The 22392-nt window shown below is 66.8% G+C and carries 19 protein-coding genes; 11 read left to right on the forward strand and 8 right to left on the reverse strand.

Going from position 1 to position 22392, the window contains the following annotated elements; genetic code table 11:
- Positions 1 to 86: 86 nt before the first annotated feature.
- The 3 genes from TSO5_RS27035 to TSO5_RS27045 form a co-directional block, all read right to left on the reverse strand.
- Positions 87 to 1217: a glycosyltransferase gene (locus TSO5_RS27035; protein WP_109154526.1), complete on the reverse strand. Its 1131-nt coding sequence runs from the start codon at positions 1215 to 1217 to the stop codon at positions 87 to 89.
- A 535-nt stretch (positions 1218 to 1752) separates the two neighbouring features.
- Entirely contained in the window at positions 1753 to 2589 is an 837-nt protein-coding gene (locus TSO5_RS27040) for a WecB/TagA/CpsF family glycosyltransferase (RefSeq protein ID WP_109154527.1), read from the reverse strand.
- Positions 2586 to 3914 (reverse strand): O-antigen ligase family protein, encoded by a 1329-nt coding sequence (locus TSO5_RS27045; protein WP_158282488.1) that lies wholly within the window; start codon positions 3912 to 3914, stop codon positions 2586 to 2588. Before TSO5_RS27045 ends, TSO5_RS27040 begins: the two co-directional genes overlap by 4 nt.
- Before the next feature lie 218 nt (positions 3915 to 4132).
- On the opposite strand from TSO5_RS27045, the gene TSO5_RS27050 reads away from it, so the two are divergent.
- The 5 genes from TSO5_RS27050 (at position 4133) to TSO5_RS27070 (ending at position 10474) form a co-directional block, all read left to right on the forward strand.
- Entirely contained in the window at positions 4133 to 5017 is an 885-nt protein-coding gene (locus TSO5_RS27050; protein WP_146203844.1) for a class I SAM-dependent methyltransferase, read from the forward strand.
- Between the two features lie 133 nt (positions 5018 to 5150).
- A complete protein-coding gene (locus TSO5_RS27055) occupies positions 5151 to 6578 on the forward strand; it encodes a sugar transferase (RefSeq protein WP_109154530.1) in 1428 nt (475 codons plus the stop codon).
- Between the two features lie 151 nt (positions 6579 to 6729).
- A complete protein-coding gene (locus TSO5_RS27060; RefSeq protein ID WP_158282489.1) occupies positions 6730 to 8922 on the forward strand; it encodes a GNVR domain-containing protein in 2193 nt (730 codons plus the stop codon).
- Entirely contained in the window at positions 8903 to 9610 is a 708-nt protein-coding gene (locus TSO5_RS27065; protein ID WP_146203845.1) for a hypothetical protein, read from the forward strand. Before TSO5_RS27060 ends, TSO5_RS27065 begins: the two co-directional genes overlap by 20 nt.
- Before the next feature lie 93 nt (positions 9611 to 9703).
- Positions 9704 to 10474 (forward strand): polysaccharide deacetylase family protein, encoded by a 771-nt coding sequence (locus TSO5_RS27070; RefSeq protein WP_109154533.1) that lies wholly within the window; start codon positions 9704 to 9706, stop codon positions 10472 to 10474.
- On the opposite strand, the gene TSO5_RS27075 is transcribed toward TSO5_RS27070, so the two are convergent.
- Entirely contained in the window at positions 10429 to 11634 is a 1206-nt protein-coding gene (locus TSO5_RS27075; protein WP_109154534.1) for a glycosyltransferase, read from the reverse strand. The genes TSO5_RS27070 and TSO5_RS27075 overlap by 46 nt on opposite strands.
- A 214-nt stretch (positions 11635 to 11848) precedes the next feature.
- On the opposite strand from TSO5_RS27075, the gene TSO5_RS27080 reads away from it, so the two are divergent.
- From TSO5_RS27080 to TSO5_RS27090, 3 genes are read left to right on the forward strand one after another with little or no spacing between them, the layout of a single operon-like run.
- Complete coding sequence (locus TSO5_RS27080) at positions 11849 to 13192, forward strand: O-antigen ligase family protein (protein WP_158282490.1); 1344 nt, start codon at positions 11849 to 11851, stop codon at positions 13190 to 13192.
- The gene (locus TSO5_RS27085; RefSeq protein WP_247870985.1) at positions 13189 to 13971 is read left to right on the forward strand and encodes a metallophosphoesterase; all 783 of its coding nucleotides are present in this window, start codon (positions 13189 to 13191) and stop codon (positions 13969 to 13971) included. The genes TSO5_RS27080 and TSO5_RS27085 overlap by 4 nt, the downstream gene beginning before the upstream one ends.
- Positions 13972 to 15510 carry an oligosaccharide flippase family protein gene (locus TSO5_RS27090; protein WP_109154536.1) on the forward strand — a complete coding sequence of 513 codons (1539 nt, stop codon included), beginning with the start codon at positions 13972 to 13974 and terminating at the stop codon, positions 15508 to 15510. It abuts the gene before it with no gap.
- On the opposite strand, the gene TSO5_RS27095 is transcribed toward TSO5_RS27090, so the two are convergent.
- A complete protein-coding gene (locus tag TSO5_RS27095; protein WP_109154537.1) occupies positions 15443 to 16600 on the reverse strand; it encodes a glycosyltransferase family 4 protein in 1158 nt (385 codons plus the stop codon). The genes TSO5_RS27090 and TSO5_RS27095 overlap by 68 nt on opposite strands.
- Positions 16601 to 16715: 115 nt before the next feature.
- Complete coding sequence (locus TSO5_RS27100; protein WP_109154538.1) at positions 16716 to 17804, reverse strand: hypothetical protein; 1089 nt, start codon at positions 17802 to 17804, stop codon at positions 16716 to 16718.
- A 310-nt stretch (positions 17805 to 18114) separates the two neighbouring features.
- Here TSO5_RS27100 and TSO5_RS27105 point away from each other — a divergent pair, with 310 nt between their 5' ends.
- Positions 18115 to 19248, forward strand: coding sequence for a glycosyltransferase (locus TSO5_RS27105; RefSeq protein WP_158282492.1), 1134 nt, complete (start codon positions 18115 to 18117; stop codon positions 19246 to 19248).
- Positions 19218 to 21389 carry a glycosyltransferase gene (locus tag TSO5_RS27110; protein WP_109154540.1) on the forward strand — a complete coding sequence of 724 codons (2172 nt, stop codon included), beginning with the start codon at positions 19218 to 19220 and terminating at the stop codon, positions 21387 to 21389. The genes TSO5_RS27105 and TSO5_RS27110 overlap by 31 nt, the downstream gene beginning before the upstream one ends.
- Positions 21390 to 21557: 168 nt before the next feature.
- Here the strand turns inward: TSO5_RS27110 and TSO5_RS32820 are convergent, their stop codons facing one another.
- Positions 21558 to 21722, reverse strand: a complete 165-nt coding sequence (locus TSO5_RS32820; protein WP_158282493.1) for a hypothetical protein — start codon at positions 21720 to 21722, stop codon at positions 21558 to 21560.
- A 149-nt stretch (positions 21723 to 21871) separates the two neighbouring features.
- Here TSO5_RS32820 and TSO5_RS27120 point away from each other — a divergent pair, with 149 nt between their 5' ends.
- A complete protein-coding gene (locus TSO5_RS27120) occupies positions 21872 to 22165 on the forward strand; it encodes a PqqD family peptide modification chaperone (protein ID WP_109154542.1) in 294 nt (97 codons plus the stop codon).
- 33 nt (positions 22166 to 22198) lie between these two features.
- Here TSO5_RS27120 and TSO5_RS27125 read toward each other — a convergent pair.
- Positions 22199 to 22392: 2OG-Fe(II) oxygenase (locus TSO5_RS27125; RefSeq protein ID WP_199231033.1), on the reverse strand; the 194-nt coding region annotated here is incomplete at its 5' end.

The raw sequence follows: 22392 nt of genomic DNA on the forward strand, positions 1-22392 counted from the left end.
AAGGGATTACCGAACAGAGAGGACTGCGGCGAGGAAGTCGTTGCTGATGGCGGCGAGGCCGCGTTTGACGCGGACGCTCTCACAGGTCACTGCCAGTTCACGACGGCATGACGCGCTTCACCCACCTGATCGACCTCCGGCAGGAAAAAGTCCAGATGGGGCAGCGCCGGGGTTCGGCCGGCAGCCAGTGCTGCGGCGAGATCGGCCATTATTTTCACCATGTCGCGCATCTTGTGGTAGTGGGTGTGGTGATCCAAGATCATGGTCGCTGCCTGTTGTCCGAAGGATAGCCTTTCCGCGTCACTCCAGTCGAGCAAACGGTCACACAGCGCCAGCAAGCCGGCTGCATCGCGATGCAGGAACCAGTGCTCGCCGTCGCGGAAAATCCGATCGACGCGGGGAATGTGATAGTCGATAAACGGGATGCCGGATGAAATGGCGGTCGGTACGCGATCGGACATGTAATAGTCATGATAGCCGCCGGGATAGCCGCCGACCACCACGCGGCTTCGGCGCATGGCGTCGTGCTGCTGGCCATAGGCGATGGGACCACGGGCGCAGGGCAAATGGTCCCAGCCGTGGCCGTAGACCGCCAGGCGCTTCCCGTACCGGCGCCACAGAGCGTCGACCAGGGCGTGGCGGCGCCGTGCTGCGGGGAGGGCATAGCGGAACGGGTTCCGCACCGAAAGCAGGTTGCCGACAAACACCAGGTCGCTGTCGGGGGCCCATGCTGCCCGATCCAATGGCCGGGAAAACCGCACCTGGCAGCACCCCGTCGGCATCAGCACCACTCGCCGGGCGCCATGGCGCGCAAGGGCGCGGGCATAGGCGCCAGCTTCAGTAACAAAAGTGATATCCGCGGCGCGGGCTGCCCGGCGTAGCGAGTGCGGTGTGCAGAACGGATACCCGAAGGAATCCCCGGAACTCACCGCCACCAGCGGCCGGGACGGCAACGCCCGCACGGCCTTGATGAACTTGGTCGGATTGGGGACCGCACCATGGTAATGCTGCAGAAATACGGCGTTGGCATCGATTTCCCGCGCCAGCCGCAGGGCTTGTTCCCAACAGCCGTCCCAGCCGTGGGTGGCGGCGGTGCCAAAATAGGGCAGTGGCCGATAGGCGTGCAGGTGACCCTCGGCCAGCAAGCGCAGACACCCGTCGTGGAACCCAATATGGTCTTCGACCTTGTGCCCCTGGATCAGGAAAAGCAGCCGCATCCGATGGAACTCTCTACTGGCAACTCAGTACCGCGCCAGTGGCTGAGACTGCGCGGGCGCGTAGGGTACCGGTGTCATTTGACGAAGGAAAGCCGCAGTGCGAGTTTGAAGGTCCATAGCCAGTACCGCACCTGGGGAGCGAAGACCAAGCCTTTGACCATGAGGCACCGTCAACTTGATGGCGGTATTATGTAGCAGGCGCCACCAGCGGCTCACCGACGGCCTGAGAAGGCCGACGGAACAGGTATAAATCATGAACTTGATGATTTGTAGCGGAGTCGCGGCCAAGTAGGCACGGGCGGTTCTTTGTTGGAGATCGCCATGGCCCCGCCACGCCCAAGGCCAGCACTTCCTCCTCGCTGCGGCGGCAAGGATGCCGTCGCTGGGCACGGTGCATAATGCCGCGACATCCGCTCCGCCGCATTGGCAAGCCGGACGCCGGCACCGCCGCCGCTCGATTATTTCGTTCCTGAAGTGCCGCTGCAGGACGAGCTGCCCTTCGCAACGGCCGGATGGTGATCACCGCCAGGACAGGTCAGGGCTTGTGGCGGCGCGCCAGCCACTGCTGGACGAAATAGATGGCGAACAGCGAATTGGTCGTCACATAGCGGCTGGCCAGCCGGCGTGGCTCGCTTGCCAGGCGGAACAGCCATTCCAACCCGTTCCGCTGCATCCAGCGCGGCGCCTGCCGCTTGGTCCCGGCCAGGAAGTCGAAGGCGGCGCCGACGCCGATCATCACCGGCGCTCCCGGCCGGCCGGCATGATCCGCCATCCATAACTCCTGCTTCGGCGCGCCCAACCCGACCCAAACGATGTCGGCACCGCTGCCGACGATCCTGGAAAAGGCGGCCGCGTCCTCCGCTTCCGTCATCGTCCGGAACGGCGGCGCGCAGCCCCCAACGATGTTTATCCCCGGAAATCGGCGCTCCAGATTGGCCTTCAGCCGTGCCAGCACCGCCTCGGTGCTACCGTACAGATAATGCCGCCATCCCTCGGCCACCGACCGTTCGCACAGCGCCAGCATCAGGTCCGGCCCGTACACCCGTTCGGCCCCGCGATGTCCGGCCAGCTTCGCCAGCCAGACCAGCGGCATGCCGTCGGCCGTCACCATCCCGGCGGCGTTGTGGACATGCATCAAGGTCGGGTCACGCCTGCTGGCGACGACAGTGTGAAGGTTGCTCACGCAGACGTAGGTGGGCGTCCGCCGGGCGACCCAGTCGGCGATCCGCGCCGTAGCCTGCTCCATGGTCTGCGCCCACACACGGACACCGAGGACGTCGATGCGCGGAACGTCGATCCCAGGGTCGGGAGCGGGAGCAGGGTTGTACGATTGGTCCGCAGTCGACAGCGGTTCCAGGAGGTCAGTCGTCATGGCTGGTCCACGGACCGGCTGTGCCGCCGGGACTGTGCCACACCCGTCCCGAGGATGGCGGCCCAGGTCACTGTGACCGCCGGGATCTGCAAGCTGAAATCGAGCAGGGCGTGAACGCCGACGAGAACCGTGGTGGCGCCTCCCAACAGCGGGTAGAGCATGTCGCGTTGGCGGACCGCCCCGCCGCTGAGGCAGGCCCACAGCAACCAGAGCACCGACAGGACCAACATCGCCGCTGCCGGTATGCCAAGGTCGAGGGCCAACTCCAGATAGGTGTTGTGCGCCTCCGTCCACACCTGAAGAATGTCCGGCGGACGGACGGTCGCGAACATGGCGGCGAAGCTGCCCAGGCCGTAGCCGGTCAGCGGCCGGGCGGCGATCAGGTCCGTTGTGAGCTGGTAGATGCGCAATCGGTCGGCAAAATGTCCGTCGAGATCCCGCACCAACACCAGACTGCCGATTGCCAGGGTCAGAAGCAGCGCCACCGCCGCGCAGCCGCGCAGCAGGATCCGCCGCCGCGCTGCGCCGGGCGGTTGGGCCGACGCGGCGCGCCCATAGGCCAAGGCGACGCCCCCCACCAGCGTTGCCGCGATGCCGGCGCGCGACCCGCTCGCCAGCAGCGCCGCCCCGCCAATGACAGCGGAGAGCGCGAAGAGCGCCGTTCGACGGCCAAGGTGCAGAACCAGGGTGCGGAGGTGCATCGGGGGTGCGAGGCGGTTCATGATCGCGGACACCGCGCACAGCAGCGTCACCCCGGCATAGGTGGCGTAGTGGTTGCGGTTGACGAAGGTCGCGGTCAGGTCGTCGCGATATGCCCATTTCCGCATCAGCAAGATGCTGTCGTTCCCGGTCGCATAGACCAGCAGCCCATAGGCCGCGTAGACGCCGCCGGCCAGCGCCAGCGTGTCGATCAGGCGATGGGCGCGCCGGGAGGACCGGCCATGCTGAAGGGCCAGCCACAGCACGCCGGCGTAGCAGAGCAGCCGCATGATCCCGACAGGGACCGCGAACCCGTCGATGGCCAGGGGAAAGGCCGGCTGATCCGTTCCGGTGGCTTGGCGTTGCGCCTCCAACCAGTCCGGAGCACACCATTCCGGCGGCCACAGGGGAGCGGCCTGCAAGGCCGCCCAGGTGATCACCAGGGCGAAGCCGGCGAGCGGGACGGCCACGTGTCGGGGCGACACGCCGGGCGCCTGCCGGTCGGCCAGGAGCACGATCGGCCACGTGACGCACAGCAGACCGACGAGGCCGGCCAAGAGCGACCAGCTCCACGGCCGGTTGGAACCCAGCGGTAGCGGCGCCAGCACGATGACAGACGCGAACAAGAAAAAATGTACGCGACGAACAATCGACATCCGACACTCACATAATTCAGAACAGCCGGGGCGCGTTGTTGCTCCAAGGCCCCTAGACCAAAAGTTGGTAATGATATCGGACGATGGGCCACTGGCATCCGAACGGCAGCTGCCGTATCATCTTTTAGGTTATCCCGTTTGCCACATCGACGCTCCAGAGCGCAACCGCCTTATAACTTTTGCGAAACTTGATCAACGAAATGTCAACGCATTTGCCGCCTGAAACCGTTTTGTTTGATTTTTCCGCACGTGATCTTGATGCGCTGGTCGATGCCTGTGCCCAGGACGAGTTGCTTCCGTTGATCGAGGCGATCATCCCGCGTGCCGCGGCGGTTCTGGAGGCCGGGGCGGGGTCTGGACGCTGGATCAAAGCCCTCACCGACCGCGGTTACGCCACGACGGGAATCGAGCTGAACCGGGCCGATGTCGACCGCTTTCGCGCGGCTTGGCCCGATCTCCCCTACGACCACGGTAGCGTTGAGCATCTTCCCTATGCCGATGGCCAATTCGATGCCTTGCTGTCGCTCGGCGTGATCGAGCATCTGTTCCATGGGCCGGAGCGCGCGATGGCCGAAATGCGGCGGGTGCTGAAGTCAGCCGGCGTCATGTTGTTGACTGTTCCTGTCGCCAACGCCTCCTTCCGGCTGGAACGGATGAAGGATGCGTTGGCACAGCGGCTCTACGGCAGCGCCACCGTGCGCCGGGCGCTTGGCAAACCCCCGCTCACCTTTTCAACCGACCACGAACGGAGCCGCCTGGAGGCGATCCGCCGGGACCGGCGTGCCGGGATGGCCGTCAAATACCGGTTTGCCCGCGACAGCGGGCGGGACTTCTATGAATACCGTTTCACGGCGGAGCAGCTGCGCACCCTGGTGGTGGAGGCCGGCTTCACGGTGGACAGCATGCAGTTCCTCTATGGCGCCGACCGGCTGTACCAGATCTTCGGACGTCTGCTCGGGCAGTATGATGGCGTGCGGTCCCCACGGCTGAACAGGATCGGGCGCGGCCTTGCCGCCGCTCTCCCGGCTGAATGGATCGGCCACATGTTGCTGATCGTCGCGCGGCGATGCTGAGCCCGCAGGGTCATCTGCTGGACATTGGACAATCTTTAGACTTCGAATGTGTGCAATCTCGGTTGCTATCCTGGTTGGATGTCAGGTCTATATGCTCCGAAGTGAATATGACCACCAAAGGCAACGCGCCATCATGGACCAGTCCTCCAGCGCGACGTCGACGGCAGCCGTGACCGTCGACGTGATTGACGCGGCTGGCCGGCAGCAGATGCGGAATCGGTTCGAACAGTTTGCTCCCGTCGCAATCCTCGCGGTCGGGGACGCCGCCATCATCGAAGGTGCCGTTCGGCTGGCCACGCTGCTGCGCGACCGGCTGGGGAGCTGGTTTCCGATCTCTCTCGACGCGCGTGTGGTGTTCGAACTGCACGTTCTGACGGTTCTCCTCCCGCTTGGCTTCGCGCTCGCGGGGCTGTATCCCGGTTACGGGCAATCCGGGGTCGAGCGGCTGCGGCTGCGCGTCCTCGTCATTGCGCGGGTCTTCGGCGCGATCCTGATGTACGACTACCTGGTCCAGGATGGACGATGGTCCCGCGGAATCACCTTGATATCAGCGGCGATCAGCCTGACGGTTCTGCCGCTGTGGGACGATCTGGCACGCCGCGCGCTGCTCCGGCTGCGGCTGTGGGGGCGTCCAGTTGCGGTTCTGGGCGACGATCCCGATCGCCGCCGGCAGATCGTCCGGGCGCTGTCGCGCACGCCGGAGCTGGGTTGGATCCCGGTGCTCGTCGGACCATTGCCGTTGCCGGGAGCGCCGGCAGTGCCGGGGATCGAGATTGCGGTGATCGCAATGTCGGACGGCTTCCGCCCGCCGCTCACTGACACGCTGTCCTATCGTCGGGTGGTCCTTGTGCCGGCCTTCGACGGCGAGCAGAGCCTCTGGGTCAAGGTGCGCGACCTCGGTGTGCATCTGGGACTGGAAACCAGGCGCAACCTCCTGTTGCCAGCGAACCAAGTCTTCAAGCGCCTGTTTGATCTGCTGCTGGCCAGCCTGCTTCTTCTGCTCGCAGCGCTGCCGATCGCGGTCTACACCGTTGTCCTGATGCTGACATCGCCGGGGCCGATCTTCTTCTCTCAGATGCGGCGAGGCATCGGGGGGCGCCCTTTCCTGATGCACAAGCTGCGCAGCATGACCGTCGATGCCGACGGGAAGCTGGCGGATCTTCTGGAGCGTGATCCGGACGCCCGCGCGGAATGGGAGCGTCACATGAAGCTGCGCCGCGACCCGCGCATCGTTCCGGTCATCGGCCGGATCGCCCGCCGCTTCAGCCTCGACGAGCTTCCCCAGCTATGGAACGTCATCCGCGGCGACATGAGCCTTATCGGCCCACGCCCTCTGCCAGATTATCACCTGGATCTCATCGACCCGGCCGCGAATCGCCTGCGGGAACGTGTGCGCCCGGGACTGACCGGGCTTTGGCAGGTGTCGGGTCGCAGCACGCGATCGCTGGAGGAGATGCAGGCGCTCGACAGCTATTACGTGCGCAACTGGTCCTTCTGGCTAGACATTTACATTCTCGTCCAAACCCTGGCCGAAGTCGCAAAGGGAGACGGCGCGTGGTGAGCATTTCTATGACCCGGCGGACCTGCCCATGACTCACGTGACACAACAATTCCCAGCCGATCGGATGAATGGCGTGGACGCATCGGGACATTCCTTTCGACCCTTGACCGGACCGGCGGGCTCATCGAGCCGCCTCAAGCCGGAACTGCATGTGGACATCGGTCGGACGCTTCGCACCTTATGGCGGCGGCGCCTCCTGCTGCTCGCCTGCCTGTTGCTGGGCGCCGGCGGCGCATGGGCCTACACGGCGCGGATGCACCCGGTCTACACGGCCACCGCGGTTGTGATGCTGGACACCAACCGGCCGCGCGTCATCGACCTGAAGGATCAGGCCAGACGCGAGACGCCGCTGTACGTCACCGTCAATTCGGAGGTCGAGGTGATCCGCTCGCGCAGCGTCGCGCAGCGTGTCGCCGACGCCCTGAACCTCTACGACGACCCTGAGATCAACCCCACCCTGCGCCCCAAAGGCGAGACCTCCGACCTGATCCGGCTGGTATCGGTAATGTGGGGCGAACTGGTCGCCAGTGTCACCGGCGAGGATGGTGTGGCACCGGAAAGTCCTGCCGCCCGCCAGCAGGATCCGAAGGCCGATGTCGTCGACGCCATCGCCAAGGGTATGGAGGTGTCGGTGATTCCGCAGTCGGTGGTCATGCGGATCAGCTTCAAGTCGACCGACCCGGCCAAGGCCGCGCGGATCGCTAACGCGATTGCCGACTCCTACGTCGTCGAACAGATGGAGACGAAGTTCGAGGCGGTGCGGCGGGCCACGAACTGGCTGAACGGCCGTCTCGAGGTGCTGCGCCACGCGGTCGAAAGCTCGGAACGGCAGGTGGTCGCCTATCGCGAGCAGATGGGGCTGGTGGAGAACAACGGGAAGCAGGCCGAGGTCCAGAACCTCGTCGACATGAATTCCCAGCTCGTGCAGATCAAATCCAAGCGAACCGAGATCGAAGCCAAGCTGGACCGCATCGACTCCCTGTCGAAGTCCAGGGGCAGCGCCGGCGTCGCCGAAGAGTTCGTCGACTCTCCGCTGATCCAGCATCTCAAGCAACTCGAAGCCCAGCTGTCGCGCGAGGAATCCGACCTGTCGTCGCGTTACGCCGCGCGGCATCCGATGATCTTGAAAATCCGGGCCGAACTCTCCGAGACGCGGGGCAAGCTGCGCAACGAAATCGAAGGGCAGATCCAGGCACTGCGTGGTGACCTTGTGATCCTGAAGAACCGCGAGAGCAGCCTGACCAGGCAGATCCGCGATTCGCAGAGCTTGACCATCAAGCAGAGCGGCAATGAGATCCGGCTGCGTGAGCTGGAGCGCGAAGCGCAGGCCAGCCGGGCGATCTACGAAGCCTTCCTGAACCGCTTCAAGGAAACCGGCGAGCAGGAGCATATCCAGCAGGCAGACGTGCGCATCATCTCGACCGCCGAACCCCCGAAGGCCCCGAGCGCACCGCGCACCCGGCTGCTGGTCGGCGCTGCCTCCCTGCTCGGGCTGCTCGGGGGCATCGTCCTGGTGATGCTGATCGAACAGCTGGACAACACATTCCGCAGCCGCGAGCAGTTGGAAGCCGCCTGCGGCCTGCCGTCGCTCGGCCTCATACCGGCGGCCCGGAGTCTGGTCGGCCAGCGTTCCGTCGAATCCATTCTGTGCGAAAAGCCCTCCTCCTCGTTTGCCGAGGCTTTCCGGATCGTCTGGTTCTCGTTGAAGCACAGTCTGACCGACATCGACGCCGGCCGTCCCAACGTCGTGGTCATCACCTCCTCGGTGCCGGAAGAGGGCAAGAGCCTGACGGCGCTGTCGCTTGCCCGCACCGCGGCCAACCTGTCGATGCGAACGGTTCTGGTGGACCTCGACCTGCGGCGGACCTCCATCGCACGGATGCTGGACCTCAAGCCAGCCTGCGGCATCGCCGAGGTGCTGGCCGGACGCGCCGGGGTGGAGCAGGCAATCATCCAGGACCCCCGCTCCCGCCTCGACATCCTGTCGGGCGCGCCCATCAAGTCGCAGGACTACCAGCACGACCTATTGAACGCGAAAAGCGTCAACGCCCTGCTCGAGGACCTGCGCGACCGCTACGATCTGGTGGTGATCGACAGCCCTCCGACCCTGCCGGTGGCCGACGCCCAGATTCTCGCCCAGCTCGCCGACCGCGTGGTGTTCTGCGTCCGCTGGGACAAGACGCCCAAGGAAAACGTGCTGTCGGCGCTGCGCATGCTGCAGGACATCAACGCTCCGATCGGCGGTCTCCTGCTGACCCGCGTCAACCTGCGCAAACACGCCGGTTACGGGTATGGCGATGTCGGACATTATTATGGTCGGTACCATGGCTACTACGCCGAATAGAGGCGCCGCGCCTTGGGCGGCCATCGCCGTCTCCGTGGCGTTGGGGGGAGCGCTGCTGGCCAGCGCCCCTCAGCGCGTGCTGTCGGAGCTGTTCCTGCTGAAGCCCGCCCGCACGATCCGGGCCGCCGAGGCGGGTGAACCGGTCCCGCTGGACGCTCTGGAAAGCGCGACTCGGCAGGCGGACGCGGAAGCCGCCCGCGGCCTGTCGGCGGATGGCGGCGATCTCGCGGGCCGCGGCCACACGCTTCTGGCGCTGTACCGCGATCCCGCTTCTCCGAAGGGCATGGCCGAACTGGACGCCGCCCGTGCGGCCTTCCTCTCGGTGCTGTCGCACGCTCCGCTGTCCCCCTATGTCTGGGACCACCTGTCCTACACCGAAGTCACCGCCCATCGTCTGCGCGAGGCAGTCGCCGCCTGGCGCAGGTCGGTGCGCGCCGGTCCGTTCGACACCGCCCTGATTCCGCCCCGCTTCGAGTCCGGGCTCGCTCTCCACCGCTACATGGACGCGGCCAGCCGCCGGGAGTTCGATGCGCAGGTGCGTCTTTACGCACAGTGGAACCTGCCCCAGCTGGCCGAGCAGACCGTTCGATTCGACGCCGCCGACATCGTGAGGCCAATCCTGGTTCACGATCCGGCGGAGCTTGCGGAGTTGAACCGCTTGATCCCCCTGCTGAAGGCGCGGCTATGACGGCACGGCGGTTCGGGACGGTCCCGGCGGCCGTGCGCCGCCGTCGCGACGCCCGGCGACATCGCTGCGCCGGCCGCCGCGCCGGTCGCTGCGATGGCTGAGCCGATCCTCGTCACATCCTGGGACGACGGGCATCCCGCCGACCGACAGCTGGCGGAGCGGCTCGCGCGGCATGGCATCGCCGCCACCTTCTTCGTGCCGGTACACAATTGCGAAGGGCGGCCCACCATGGCTGCCGCCGACTGGCGGGCGCTGGACGCCGGCGGCTTCGAGGTCGCGGCGCATACGGTCGACCATATCCGCCTGCCCGGCCTCCCGCCGGACGAGGCGCGCCGGCAACTCGCCGACGGACGGCGGCGGCTTGAAGACGCGCTCGGTCGCGTGGTCGCAGGCTTCGCCTATCCCGGAGGGCGGATCGGCCGGCATGGCCGCCGGCTCGCCGCCGAGGCCGGCTTCGCCTATGCGCGCACCACGCGGATGTTCTGCCTTGATCCGGGCCCCGACCCGCTGGCGATGGCGACCACGGCGCAGTTCCATCCCCACGGCGCGGCGCCGGCGCTCCGCAACTGGCTTCGCCATGGCGGCGGGCTCGGCCGGCTGCGGCTGGTCCGACAATGGCTGGCCTCGGACAGTCTGCACGGCCGGATCGCCGCCATGGCGGATGCGGCCATGCGGAACGGCGGCGTCCTGCATCTCTGGGGGCATGGCTGGGAGATCGAGGAACAGTGTTCCTGGCCCTTGCTGGACGAGATCCTGAGTGCGCTGGCGGAGGGCTTTCCCCCGGATCGCCGTCTGACCGCCGGCGCGCTTGCCGCCGCTCAGACGGGCACCGGCCCATCCACGCGCGTGGATACCGCCGGGTGACCGCAAAGCTCCTCATAAAGCGCAAGGCGGCGGGCCAGTGCCGCGGCCTGTCCATAGCGCTCGCGGAACACGGCGCGACCTGCCGCCCCCATGACGGACAGCCGCTCCGGCTGGTCGAGCAGACTGCGCGCCGCGATCCGCCATCCCTCCACGTCACCCGGCGGCGCGAAGGCTCCGGTCCGTCCGTCCTCCAGCGTATCCTCGACCGCTCCACCGGATGCGGCGAGCACCGGCAGCCCATGGGCCATGGCTTCGGCGACCACCAACGGGAAGTTCTCGTAACACAGGGACGGAAAGAGCAGCAGCGCGGCCTGCGCCATCGCCGCGGCGACCTCCTCGGACGACCGCCAGCCAAGGAAGCGCACCTGGGGCGGCGCGGCTCGTCGCACGGCCTCGGCCAGCGGACCATCACCGATCACGGTGAGCGGATGGGGCACGTCCCGCCACGCCGCGATCAGGCTCTCGATGCCTTTTTCCGGGCTGAGCCGGCCGACCAACAACCCGCCAGTCCGCCGGCCGGAGGCAGGGACAGGGGCTGCGGCGTTACGATCCGGCTCGCGGAGAACCGGGGGGCACACGATCATCCGCTCCGCCGGCAGCCCTCCCGCCACGAACCGGCGTGCGGAAAAGGGCGACAGGGCGATGTAGCGGTCGACGGCGCGGTTGCGGATGGCGGTCAGTTGGTGGACCGCCGCGACGGCCCCGACCACGGCGCTGGCGGCCCGGCTGCCACGGTAGCATCCATGGACGACGCCCGGCCATTTGACCAGCTTGCCGACGCAGCGCTCGCAAGGGCGGCCGTCGCGCAGAAGCAGGGCGTTGGCGCACAGCAATCGGAAGTTATGGAGCGTCTGGACCACGGGAATCCCCCGCTCGACCGCCGCCCCATAGATCGACGCGGACAGCAGCGGAAAGGCGTTGTGGACGTGGAGGACGTCGGGGCGGAAGCGATCGATCGCCGCCGCCACGCGTCGGCGGCCGTCGAAGGACCACAGGGCCTGGGCTGCCAGGGCAGGCGTCCCCCGGACGATCCGCGTGTTGTCCTCGGCGAACAGCTCCACCGCAAGTCCGGCATCCTTCAGCAACGCCATTTCGGCATCGACCGCGGCGTCCTCGCCACCCGGCTTGCTGTAGCGCTCGTGGACAATCAGAACGCGCATGCGACAACGGCCTCCTGCGGAGAGATGGGGCGATATCCCATCGGGTGCGGATGGTTGACGGCGGTGTTCACCGCACCCTGGACATATGGACTACCGCCAATGAGGGCGGCGCAGTATGGTGACGGCGCTTGGCTCCGGTCGATCGGTCGTGAACTGAGCCGACACGCCGCACCGTCGCATCAAGATGACCGGCGTTAGTTGGAGTGGTTGGATCGTGAGCGGCTTTTCCATCGACATACCGGGCGACGTGCTGATCGTCGTGCTGATTGCGTCCCTGCTGCCCATAATCTTCATGGCGGCGTTGTCCTGGCGTCTGATCATGCCGATCACGATCGCCGTGGACGTCGTCACCGTCCAATTCGGGCTGGCCTCTTCGTTTAGCATATACTCTTACAACGTCGCACCCCTGGACATCCTGATTCTTGGGACGCTGGTTGCCTACTGCATCCGCGTCTCGATAATCGGGCGGATCGGCTTGACCCATCTCTGGTGGAGCGGCATGGCGGGACTGATGCTGCTCGCGCTGCTGCGCGGCATCTCTGCCAACGGGCTGGCCGCGGCGATCGTCAGTTTCCGGCCCGACTTCTATTTCATCGTCGCTGTCCTTTACATGCAGAGCTTCCGGTGGGAGCCCCGCGACATCGACCATTTCGCCCTCATGTGGCTGATCTTCGCCGGCGCCCTGTCGGGCTACGCGCTGCTCGGCTGGATGGATCCGTCCCTGTCGGTCTCCATGCAGGCGACGGGGACTGCGTTTTACGCCGTCGACGACTATCTCGACTGGCGGGTCCTGCCGGCATCATCGGCGATCGTGATCGCACAGGCCGGCCTGATGGCCGTTGCGCTCTGGGTGCGCTCACGCCAGGCCGGGCTGCTCCAACTCGCCGCGATCCCGCTTATGCTGATGGTGGCGCTTCTCTATCATCGCAGCGTCTGGATCGCCGCGGCCGCCGGTGTCGCCATCCTGCTGGTGCATCGTCCGCGGCTCCTCACCCGCCTGTCACTCCCCCTGCTCCTCGTCGCGTTCGGCCTCGTCCTGGTCTGGGCGTTCGACAGCGGCCTGTTGACGGGTGCTTTCCAGTCGGCGGTCTCCGAACCCTTCCGCGATAACAGCACCTGGGGTTGGCGTATCAACAACTGGTTGATCACGGTTCCCGGCACTCTGTCGTCCGGGCCGGTGATCACCATGCTGGGATGGGGCTACGGCACCCTGTTCGAGAACACCCAGACCGGATTGTCGCTGGCCAACCCCCACAACGCCTATGTCGCCTTCTTCCTGAATACGGGCCTGGTGGGCCTCGCCGTCCTGGTGGTCTGCCTGCTGCTCTCGCTGCGGCGCCTGTGGCTGGACGACTTTCCGCCCGGCCGGATCCTCGACCGCTTCACGGCACTGATGCTGCTGGCGCAGCTGATGGTGTATTACGTCGCCTACTCGGTCGGCCTCGAGCAGGGAATCCTGATCGGCGTGCTGGCCGGACTGGCGGCGCGCTGTGGCGTTGCGGAGGACCGCGAGCCGGCGGAGCAGCCGCTGCCGACCATGCTGGAGCCGTCGCGGTGATCGGCCGGATGCTGGCGCGCCTGCTGTCCGGCGGGGCGCAGGAGGATGTGCCGCCACCCGAAGCTCCCCCTGGACGGATCGTGTATGCCATTGGCGACATCCATGGGGAAGCAGCGCTTTTGGAGGCATTGCTAGGCAAGATTCGCGACGACGCCGCCGCACGGGAGGGAGCGCCACTTGCGGTCTTCCTCGGCGACTATGTGGACCGCGGTCCCGACAGCCGGTCGGTCCTCAATCTCCTGTGCGATGCTCCGCTTCCGGGGTTTGCCATCGACGCGCTAACGGGCAATCATGAACAGGGCATGTTAGCCTTTCTGGCCGACCCGCTGTCTGGAATGGCGTGGCTGGAGTTCGGCGGCCTGGCGACGCTCAGCAGCTATGGCGTCCCAATCCAGCCGGGAACCGTCACGCCGGCACGCCTTCGCGACTACCGCAACCAGCTCGCCGAGCGGCTGCCGGACGAACACCGCCGCTTTCTGCACCGGCTGAGGCCCTGGGTGGTCCACGGCGACTATCTCTTCGTTCACGCCGGTGTCCGACCGAAAGTCCCGTTGGCCGCGCAGCGGATGGAGGATCTTCTGTGGATTCGCGATCCGTTCCTCGCCTGGCCGGATCGCCATGAGAAGATGGTGGTCCACGGCCACAGCGTCCGCTTCGCACCGGAACTGCTGCCGAACCGGATCGGCATCGACACCGGCGCCTACGCGACCGGTGTTCTGACCGCGGTGGCGCTGGAGGGCCGGGACCTGCGGGTGCTGCAGGTGCGGCGGGAGCGGTGAATGGTCCCGACCCATGAAGCCCTCGCCTTGCGGGGGATCCGCATCACGCTGGTCATCAACATTGCCGCCATCGTCTTTCAGACGGCGATCATGGCGACCTTGGCGCGGCTGGTCACGGCGGCGGACTACGGCCTGCTGGCGGGCGCGCTGATGCTGATGCGCGTTGTGCAGCATCTGATCGTTGCGGGGCCCGAACGTGCCCTGCTGCTGCTGCCGGAGCCGGATCCCGCCACGCTGTCGGTGGTCTTCCGGGCGTTTGTCGTCGTCGGGCTGGTGGTCTCGATCCTGCTGGCGGCCGGAAGCGGGCTGGCGCTGTGGTTGGGGCTGGCGCCGTCCTTTGCACTGACCCTGGCAGCCCTGTCGCCGCTGCTGCCGCTGACCACCGCCGGAATCGTTTTCCGCGCCGTCCTGCGCCGTCGTCTCGCCTTCGGCCGGCTCACCCTGGCCGACACCGCCGGGCAGCTGGTGGGCGGTGGGGCGGTCGCCTTCGTCGCCGCGTCCGCCGGCTGGGGGGTCTTTGCCCTCGTGCTCGGGCAGCTCGCCGCCAGCCTTCTGCAAACCGTCCTGATCGCCGGCTTCGCGCTCCGGTCGGGCCATGTCCGGATCCTCAATTCGCCGCCGAGCTGGCGACCGTTGCTGGCGCCGATCATCACGACCAGCCTGGCGATTGGCCGGACCTCGCTGCTGGAGGTGCTGCACGGCCAGATCCCGCTGACGACGATCGGTCTTCTGCTCGGAGAGGTGTCGCTCGGCATGTGCAATCGGGCGGTCGCCCTGGTGCAGGTGCCGCTGGAGTTGCTTGTCAGTGCCGTCACGCGGGTGCGGATAAGCACCATCACCGCTCATCGCGACGACGGCACCGCGCTGCGGGCGGCCTGCCAAGACCTGATGAGCGTATCCGGCGCGATCATCCTGCCGCTGAGCGCGGGCATGGCCGCCGCGGCCACGCCGCTGACCGTGACGGTGCTGGGTTCGGAGTGGCGCGCGGCCGGCGCGGCGGTCGCCTGGACCGCGGTGGCCGCGGGCGCGGGCCAGCTTGGCCATGTCGTCGCGGTGATCAACGAAGGCATGCTGCGCTTCGACGACCGATTTCGCATTCAGCTGGCCACCACGGTCATCGCGGTCGCCGGGATGGTGCTGGGTGGTTGGACCGCGGAGCTTTCCGGTGCTTTGGCGGGCTGGGCTGCGGGCTGCGGGGTGTTCCTGGCGTTGCATCTTCTGGTCGCGGCCCAGGCGCTGTCACTACCACTTGCCGCCTTGTGCGGAACCCTGCTGCCGGGCGCCGCGGCTGCCGCGGGGTGCGTGGCCGCCATCTCCGCGGTATCGGCGCTGCTGCCCGGCTTTTCGGCACCGATGCGTCTTCTTGCCGACATTCTGCTGTGCGCCACCGTCACGACCGGACTCTACGCGTTTTGCTTTACCAGCCTCTTCACACTGCTGCTCCGCCACGCGGGCGTGCGGCGGCCCATGGTCAGAGACGACTGTCCAGCAGACGGCGCAGCAGCGCCCGATACCGCTCCGCCACCGCTTGTGCGGTGAAGCGCGCACGGGCGCTGGTCAGGCCGGCCGCCGATTGGCTTTCCCATCTGTTTGGGTCCGACAACAGCCCGGTCATGGCGCCGCACAGCGCGGCCGGATCGCGGGTGTCGACGAGCACTCCGGCCCTTCCCTGCTCCAGCAGCCAGGGAACGGCCCCGGCGTCCCTGCTGGCGACGACCGGGGTTCCGGATGCCATCGCTTCGAGGATGGTCTGGCCGAACGCTTCGGACAGCGATGGATGCACGCACAGATGACTGTGCGACAGGCGGTCGAGGACGACGGCGTGAGGAAGCAGTCCGTCGAAGGCAACTCCCTCGGCGAGGCCGGCAGACCGCGCCCAGCGCTCCGCCGGCCCACCGGGGCCATGGTCGGCGCCGCAGATGGTCAGGGTGGCGGCGGGAATGCTCCGCCGCAGCAAGGCGAAGGCCTGGATCAGTGACTGCGTGTTCTTCAGGCGGCCCCACCCGTTGGCAATGGAGATCAGGGCCGGCGCACCGCCCGGCCATCGCCGGGGTGCCGGGCGGAACAGCTGCTCCTCCAGCGGCTGGCCGACCACCGCGCAGGGCCGGCGGCGGAACCGGCTTACGCGGTCGGCGATGAAGGGAGACGGTGCGGCGAACTGCCGGCCGTGGACCAGCGTCCACAGGAACAGCCCCAGCCGCCCGAGCCGGTACGGGTCGGGCTTGAGCCGGAAGATCGTCGGCGCCCAGTCGTTGGAGGTGATCAGCGTCGGCCGACCCGTCGCCAGAGCACCCAGGGCGAACTCGTAGCACCATTGGGCGCTGACGACGTCCGGCGGGTCCTCCCGGATCATATCCCGGATCGCCCGCCGTTCGACGGCCATCAGATCCCGCATCCGGTGCCGGCGGCGGTAGGGGCCGATATGAACCGTGAGGCCTTCGGCATCGAACCGCCGATGGCCGTCCACGGATTCATCCAGCGTGTAGAGCACCACCTGATCTCCGCCCCGATACAGGGCAAGCACGAGCTGCGCTATCACCGTGGACCCGATGCCCTGTGGCAGAGTTGTGCCGGGAAACAGCGGAGAGAGCAGAGAAAGATCCGCTGGAGCAGCGATGCCTATGCGCATTGAATGCCGCCTGTGCGCAATGTGGTGATGAGCAGGGGACGGAGGGAGTCCAAACCGTGTCTCCACGGCAGGAGTCCTCTGCACGGACAGGCGGCTTTGTGACGGTCTTGGCTGGTCAGCTTGGGCTCGAGCTGAAGATGTTGGACTGGAAGGTCGACGACACCGACGGCTGATTATTATTGTTGTTGGCGTTGGCGTTGGCGTTGTTGGCTGCGGCGTTGTTGGCTGCGGTCGTGTTCGTCTCCGTGCCGGTGGTCGGCATGGCGCGAGAGAGGATGGCGTTCAACTGTCTGGGGTTCGCGCTGTTGGAGGCGCTCAGCGCTGCCGAGTTCTGTGCCTGGGACAATATCGTCGTCACCTGTGCGGCGACCGTCGTCACGGTGCTGGTCACGGTCTGTGAGGTCGCTGCGGCATAGGCGTTGGCCATTGCACCGATGGCCGCTTGCGGCGCGGCCTGGTAGACGACCGGATTGGACACGATTTGAACCACCGCGACGGAGAGCGCCGCAACGCCCTGGGGTGCGGCATTCTGCGCCGCCGTGGTCACCGCCACGCGTGCCGCGCCGGTGACCACGGCCAAGGTCTGGGCCGGCGCCGTCGTCTGGACCGCCTGGGACTGCACCGCCTGGACGGCGCTGCCGGCAAGCTGCACCGCCGCCGAGGGCGCCACCGTCAGGATACGCTCGGCCAGGACCACGGCCTGAGCGCTGATGTTGGCGGTAATCGCCGGAACGTTGTTGGTCGTGGCGGTGGCCACCGCACGCGCCGCCACGTTGGCAGCGTCCAGCGGGGCGACCCGGAGCACCTCCGGAGCAATGAAGATGCGTGCCGCCGTCGTCAATACCGTGGCCGTCTGGCCTGGCGCCGTCGTTTGCACCGAGGTCGCCTGGACGGCCTCCACCGCGGCGCCGGCCGCCTGGATCGCCGCCTGCGGGTTGATGGTCAGCAACTGCTCGGCCGCTGAAACAACCGAGGCGGCCAGCGTCGCCGCCTGTTGCGGGTTGCCCCCTGACAGGCTGTTGATCGCCGCCTGGATTCCTTGCATGTTGCCGCTCAGGACTGCCGCCCGCAGGGCCGGCGGCAGTGCATTGACACGACTTTGGACGGCCGGCTGCTGCTGAGCCTGGGCGGTCGTGCCCAACAGCCCGCACACGACCATGACGGTGGCGACCGCGCCGAAGGCGCATTGACGGAACCCGGTCACGTGAATCCTTGCATTTTCATGAAATAACGGCAGCAATGCCGAGCATAGCATCAATACTCTGATACTCATAGGGGGTAGTCCGCGATGCGGGCGCCAGAGCCGGTGGGCACGGTCGCAACCGCACGGTCCTGCTTGCATCCCGCTGGACAGCCGCCTAGAGAGAACCAACGCAGAGAATGCCGATAGTCAAATGTGCCCTCCTCCCGACGAAGCGCCTCCGGCGCCTTCACGCCTGCCGCAGGAACGAGGCCGGGCAGTCCGTGCCGGGAGCGGTCTGATTCCCCCGACGCACACCGGCCGCAGTGGGGCCATGAGCGGGCAACCGACGCTTCTGCATGTGCTGACCAATTTGATGCCCTCGGGAGCGGAGCGGATGCTCGAAGCGGTCGGTCCGATGGCGGTTGCGGATGGCGTGGCTCCCGCGATCCTGTCGATCGGAGAATCCGGCCCCGGCCCCTTCGCTCACCAGCTTGCCGCCGCCGGCTATGCCATCCACCATGTGCCCTTCTCCCGCGATGCCGGATTCATTCGCCGCCTCTTGCGGTTCTTCCGCCGAAGGCCGGCCGATGTCGTGCATGTCCACTGCGAGCGGGCAGCCTTCTGGATCGCGCTGGCGGCCCGCACCGGGAACGCCCGGCGGATCGTCCGGACCGTGCACGGGTTGTTCGAGTTCGATGGGGTGCTGCGGGTCCGCCGGTCGCTCCAGCGCGCTGCGTCGCGCCGGCTGCTCGGCGTCGACAGCACCGCCCTGTCAACGGCCGTGATCGAGAACGAGCGGCGGCGCTTTGGAAATCCCGTGATGCGCGTCCCTGCCTGGGTCGATCCGGCCTTTCGCCCAGCCGAGGAGGAGGAGCGACGGCGGGCGCGGGCCCTCCTCGGCCTCGCTCCCGATACGGTCGCTGTGGCAGTGGTCGGCAACTGCGCTGCGGTGAAGAACCACGACGCCCTGATCCGTGCGGTCGCCCGGCTTCGCCGCGACGGCGCGGACATCCGGCTGCTGCACGCCGGCCATGGCGCCCTGGAAGCCGAGGAGCGGCAGGTGGCGGTCGCGGAGGGCGTGGCCGACGGGGTCCGCTTCCTCGGTGCCGTCGACGACGTCCGCCCGTTGCTGCATGCAGCCGATGCTTTCGCGATGCCGTCCCTTCGCGAGGGGTTGGGAATCGCGGCGCTTGAAGCGCTCGCCTGTGGCTTGCCCGCCGTGCTGACCGACGGCCATGGGCTGCGCGATCTGCGCCCGTTTGGATCGGCGGTCGTCTGGTGCGGCACCGATCCGGACTCCATATCGGAGGCTCTCGCCCGGATCGCCCGGCTCCCCCCGGCGGAGCGGGCTGCCCTGGCCGCGGGCGCTCCCGACCTTGTGCGGCAGCGGCACAGCGCCGCCGCCGGCTGGGCCGCCTTCCGGGAGCTGTACGCATGGCCGACAGTCGCGGAGGCTGTCCGTTGAGCGGGACGGCGCTGAGCGGGGAGGCCGCCACGCGGCGGATCATCGCCGTTCTCGCCTGCCACGGGCGGGTCGCGACGACGCTTGCGGGCCTGACCGCGCTGTTCGACCAAACCTTGCCGCCGGGAGTCATGCTGGAGGCCGTCGTCGTCGATGACGGCAGCGACGACGGCACAGCGGACGCGGTGGCCACCCGGTTTCCCCAGGTGCGCCTGCTTCATGGGGACGGATCGCTCTGGTGGGCCGGCGCCATGGCGCGCGGCCTCGTCGAGGCGGCGCACAGCCGACCGGACTTCCTGCTCTGGCTCAATGACGATGTGTGCCTGGACGAGGGCGCACTGGCCGCCCTGCTGGCCTGCCACGATGGTTGGTGCGATGAGACGGGGCAAGCCCCCATCGTGGTCGGCGCCACCCGCGACCCCGATACGGGGTTTGGCAGCTACGGTGGTCAGCGCCGCCACCCGCGTCGGCCGTTCCGCTTCCTTCCCGTCGCCCCCGCCGCCGCCCCGCAGCCGTGCGACACCTTTCAGGGCAATGTCGTGCTCGTGCCGGGAAGCGTTTACGAACGGCTGGGCGGCATTCCGGCCATTTTCTCCGGCGTGCAGGGGATGGCCGATACGGACTTCGGTTTGCGCGCCGGGCAGGCCGGCATCGCGGTGGTGCAGGCTCCGGGGTTGGTGGGAGCCTGCACGCTCAACCGTGCCGTCGCGGCATGGCGTGACGAGCGCCTGACGCGGCGTGCGCGGGTGGCGGCACTGTTCGGGCCGCGTGGCTTCCCGCCACGGGCGTGGTTCGCCTTCGCGCGCCGCCACGGCGGTCCGGTCTGGCCGCTGTGGGCCGTCTCCCCCTATCTGTTCCGCATCCCGGCGGCCCTGATGGCAAGAGGGTGCACGCCGTCCTGTGACGACAGGTGCCGCAACGGCGCGGCGGGGGAGAACACGGTGGGGGACATCACGGTGGCCAAGGGGCGGCCGCGGGTGGCGTTGATGGATGGGATCATGACGCACTACCGCCTGCCGTTCCTGCGTGAACTCGCACGCATGGACGACTTTGCGTTCACGGTCTTCAACGGCCCCGCTCCGCCCAACCACACCGCAGTGATGACCGACGAGCCGCTGCCTCTTCCGGTGCTGCCGGTGCGTCACCGGAGCATCCCCGGCGGAACGCGCATCTTGTGGACGGGGGGGGTGATGGAGGCGATGTCCGGCCGGTATGACGCCGTCATCACCGTCGGTCACGTTCACGATCTTGGCGTTTGGGTCCTATGGCTGGCGCGGCGATTGACAGGCAGACCGAGGCTGATCCTGTCGGGCCATTTCCGCCTGAAGGGCGAAGGCTCCGGACCCGTTGCCGGACTGCGCGGATGGCTTCGCACGGTGATGGCGCGCGGCGCCGACGCATTGTTGGTGTACACGCCCCGCTTCGGAGCGCAATGCGTGGCGCATGGCATTCCGGCGGACCGCGTCTTCGTCACCCACAACACCATCGATGTCGCCGCCGTACGCGACACTTCCGCCGAAATCGGGCCGGACGACCTGATGGCGGCACGGGCGCGCCATGGGCTTCCGGAAGCGGGGCCGGTTTTCCTGTTTGTCGGCCGGCTATACGCTGGCAAGCGGGTGGATGTGGCCATTGCCGCGATCTCAGCTCTGCGGCGTCGTGGGCATGCCTGCACCCTGTTGGTGGTGGGGGACGGGCCGGACCAGCCGCGGATCAAGACCTTGGCGGATGAAGCCGAAGGCGTGATCCTGATCCCGGCCCTGTTCAAAGAATCGGAACTCGCTCCGCTGTTCCGGATCGCGACGGCGGTCGTCTGTCCGGACTCGGTCGGATTGTTGATCGCACACGCCTTTGCCTATGGTGTGCCGATCGTGGCGTGCCGCGGAGCGCCCGGCCACGGTGTGGAGATCGATTATCTTGAGCACGGAGGGAATGGCCTGTTCGCCGACGATGTCGAGGCGGAGTCCCTGGCGGCAACGCTGGAGCGGCTGCTGTCCGAGCCGGAGCTTGCCGATCACCTCGCTGCTGGCGCTCGGCAGACCGCCGACGGGCTTGGTGTCGGGACCATGGCTGATGCCAATTTCGCCGCGCTGTATCGCGCATTGGCAAACCGGCCCAGGAAAACGAACCCGCCATCGACGTGACCGACATGGGACTTGTCGATAGCCGGCGTCAGTTTCATGCGGTCTTCCGGAAAGGCCCCGCATTCCGACGGTTCGCGGCGCTTTCGGTCCATGTCGCGGACCACCACGAAGACCCTCCGGCTGACAGGAGACTGAAGCCTCACCGCAAGACTTCAGGCCATGCTCCCGTCAAAGCTGCGCGCCGAGCCGGAGGAAGAATACCGTCTGCCGGTAGGAGGACGGATCGTGCGAAAAGACCGAGCCACGCAAGAGCAGGATTTCGGCCAGATCGCGCAGGCTGACCTTGAGCCGCGGCCGCCACAGCACGATCAGGAAGACGATGTCGGAAGGCAACTGCCCCCGGTTCAGCACTGAGCCGGCGCGCCCTAACCTATTGCTATCGCACAATTTTTTCTTCCCGCTATTCAAGTCAGGTTTGCTTTGAGTATGGTGTCACCGACACGGACGCCAAACAGGCTTGGCTCACCACAGAAGAGATAATAATGCCGATCACCCTCACCGATCTCATCGCCAGAGCAGAGGGAGTCCTTTCTGCTGAAATATCTGCAGAAACAGTTCTCATGAGCCAAGATAATGGAAAATATTACTGCCTGACAGAAACCAGTCAAGAAGTTTGGAAGCAGCTATACAGCCCTATAACGATCAAAAATCTTCTCCAGAATCTCAGTGAAAAATATCAAAAACCCACGTCCGTAATCGAGGCGGACACCATGGCCTTCTTGGAGAGTTTTCTAGACAAAGGACTGATCAAAATCAGTGTGAACTGTTCCGAGTAGAACCTACAAAGCACAATCACTTTACCGCGACCATCACTCCGGGGTGTGGAACCAGCCGTTGACGGTAATGCGGCCATCCAGCGGATCAGCACTGTCGCAGGTGACCGGCAGCACCTCATGCAGGCGGTCAGCCGGGAAGAAGACCAAGCTGTTATTGATAGGGGCGATGCGTGTGTAATGACCGTTCGCATTGCCCTCCTCATCGTCGTGAAGCAACAGATCGCCAC

The organism is Azospirillum sp. TSO5 (assembly GCF_003116065.1).
Lineage (GTDB): Bacteria > Pseudomonadota > Alphaproteobacteria > Azospirillales > Azospirillaceae > Azospirillum.

What these genes read in the sequence shown, in the direction of transcription:
- TSO5_RS27055 (WP_109154530.1), top strand. Translation starts at nt 5,151, where the DNA reads ATGGACCAGTCCTCCAGCGCGACGTCGACGGCAGCCGTGACCGTCGAC.
- TSO5_RS27065 (WP_146203845.1), top strand. Translation starts at nt 8,903, where the DNA reads ATGGCTACTACGCCGAATAGAGGCGCCGCGCCTTGGGCGGCCATCGCC.
- TSO5_RS27105 (WP_158282492.1), top strand. Translation starts at nt 18,115, where the DNA reads ATGAGCGGGCAACCGACGCTTCTGCATGTGCTGACCAATTTGATGCCC.
- TSO5_RS27035 (WP_109154526.1), bottom strand. Translation starts at nt 1,217, where the DNA reads ATGCGGCTGCTTTTCCTGATCCAGGGGCACAAGGTCGAAGACCATATT.
- TSO5_RS27090 (WP_109154536.1), top strand. Translation starts at nt 13,972, where the DNA reads ATGGTCCCGACCCATGAAGCCCTCGCCTTGCGGGGGATCCGCATCACG.
- TSO5_RS27070 (WP_109154533.1), top strand. Translation starts at nt 9,704, where the DNA reads ATGGCTGAGCCGATCCTCGTCACATCCTGGGACGACGGGCATCCCGCC.
- TSO5_RS27075 (WP_109154534.1), bottom strand. Translation starts at nt 11,634, where the DNA reads ATGCGCGTTCTGATTGTCCACGAGCGCTACAGCAAGCCGGGTGGCGAG.
- TSO5_RS27095 (WP_109154537.1), bottom strand. Translation starts at nt 16,600, where the DNA reads ATGCGCATAGGCATCGCTGCTCCAGCGGATCTTTCTCTGCTCTCTCCG.
- TSO5_RS27110 (WP_109154540.1), top strand. Translation starts at nt 19,218, where the DNA reads ATGGCCGACAGTCGCGGAGGCTGTCCGTTGAGCGGGACGGCGCTGAGC.
- TSO5_RS27120 (WP_109154542.1), top strand. Translation starts at nt 21,872, where the DNA reads ATGCCGATCACCCTCACCGATCTCATCGCCAGAGCAGAGGGAGTCCTT.
- TSO5_RS27040 (WP_109154527.1), bottom strand. Translation starts at nt 2,589, where the DNA reads ATGACGACTGACCTCCTGGAACCGCTGTCGACTGCGGACCAATCGTAC.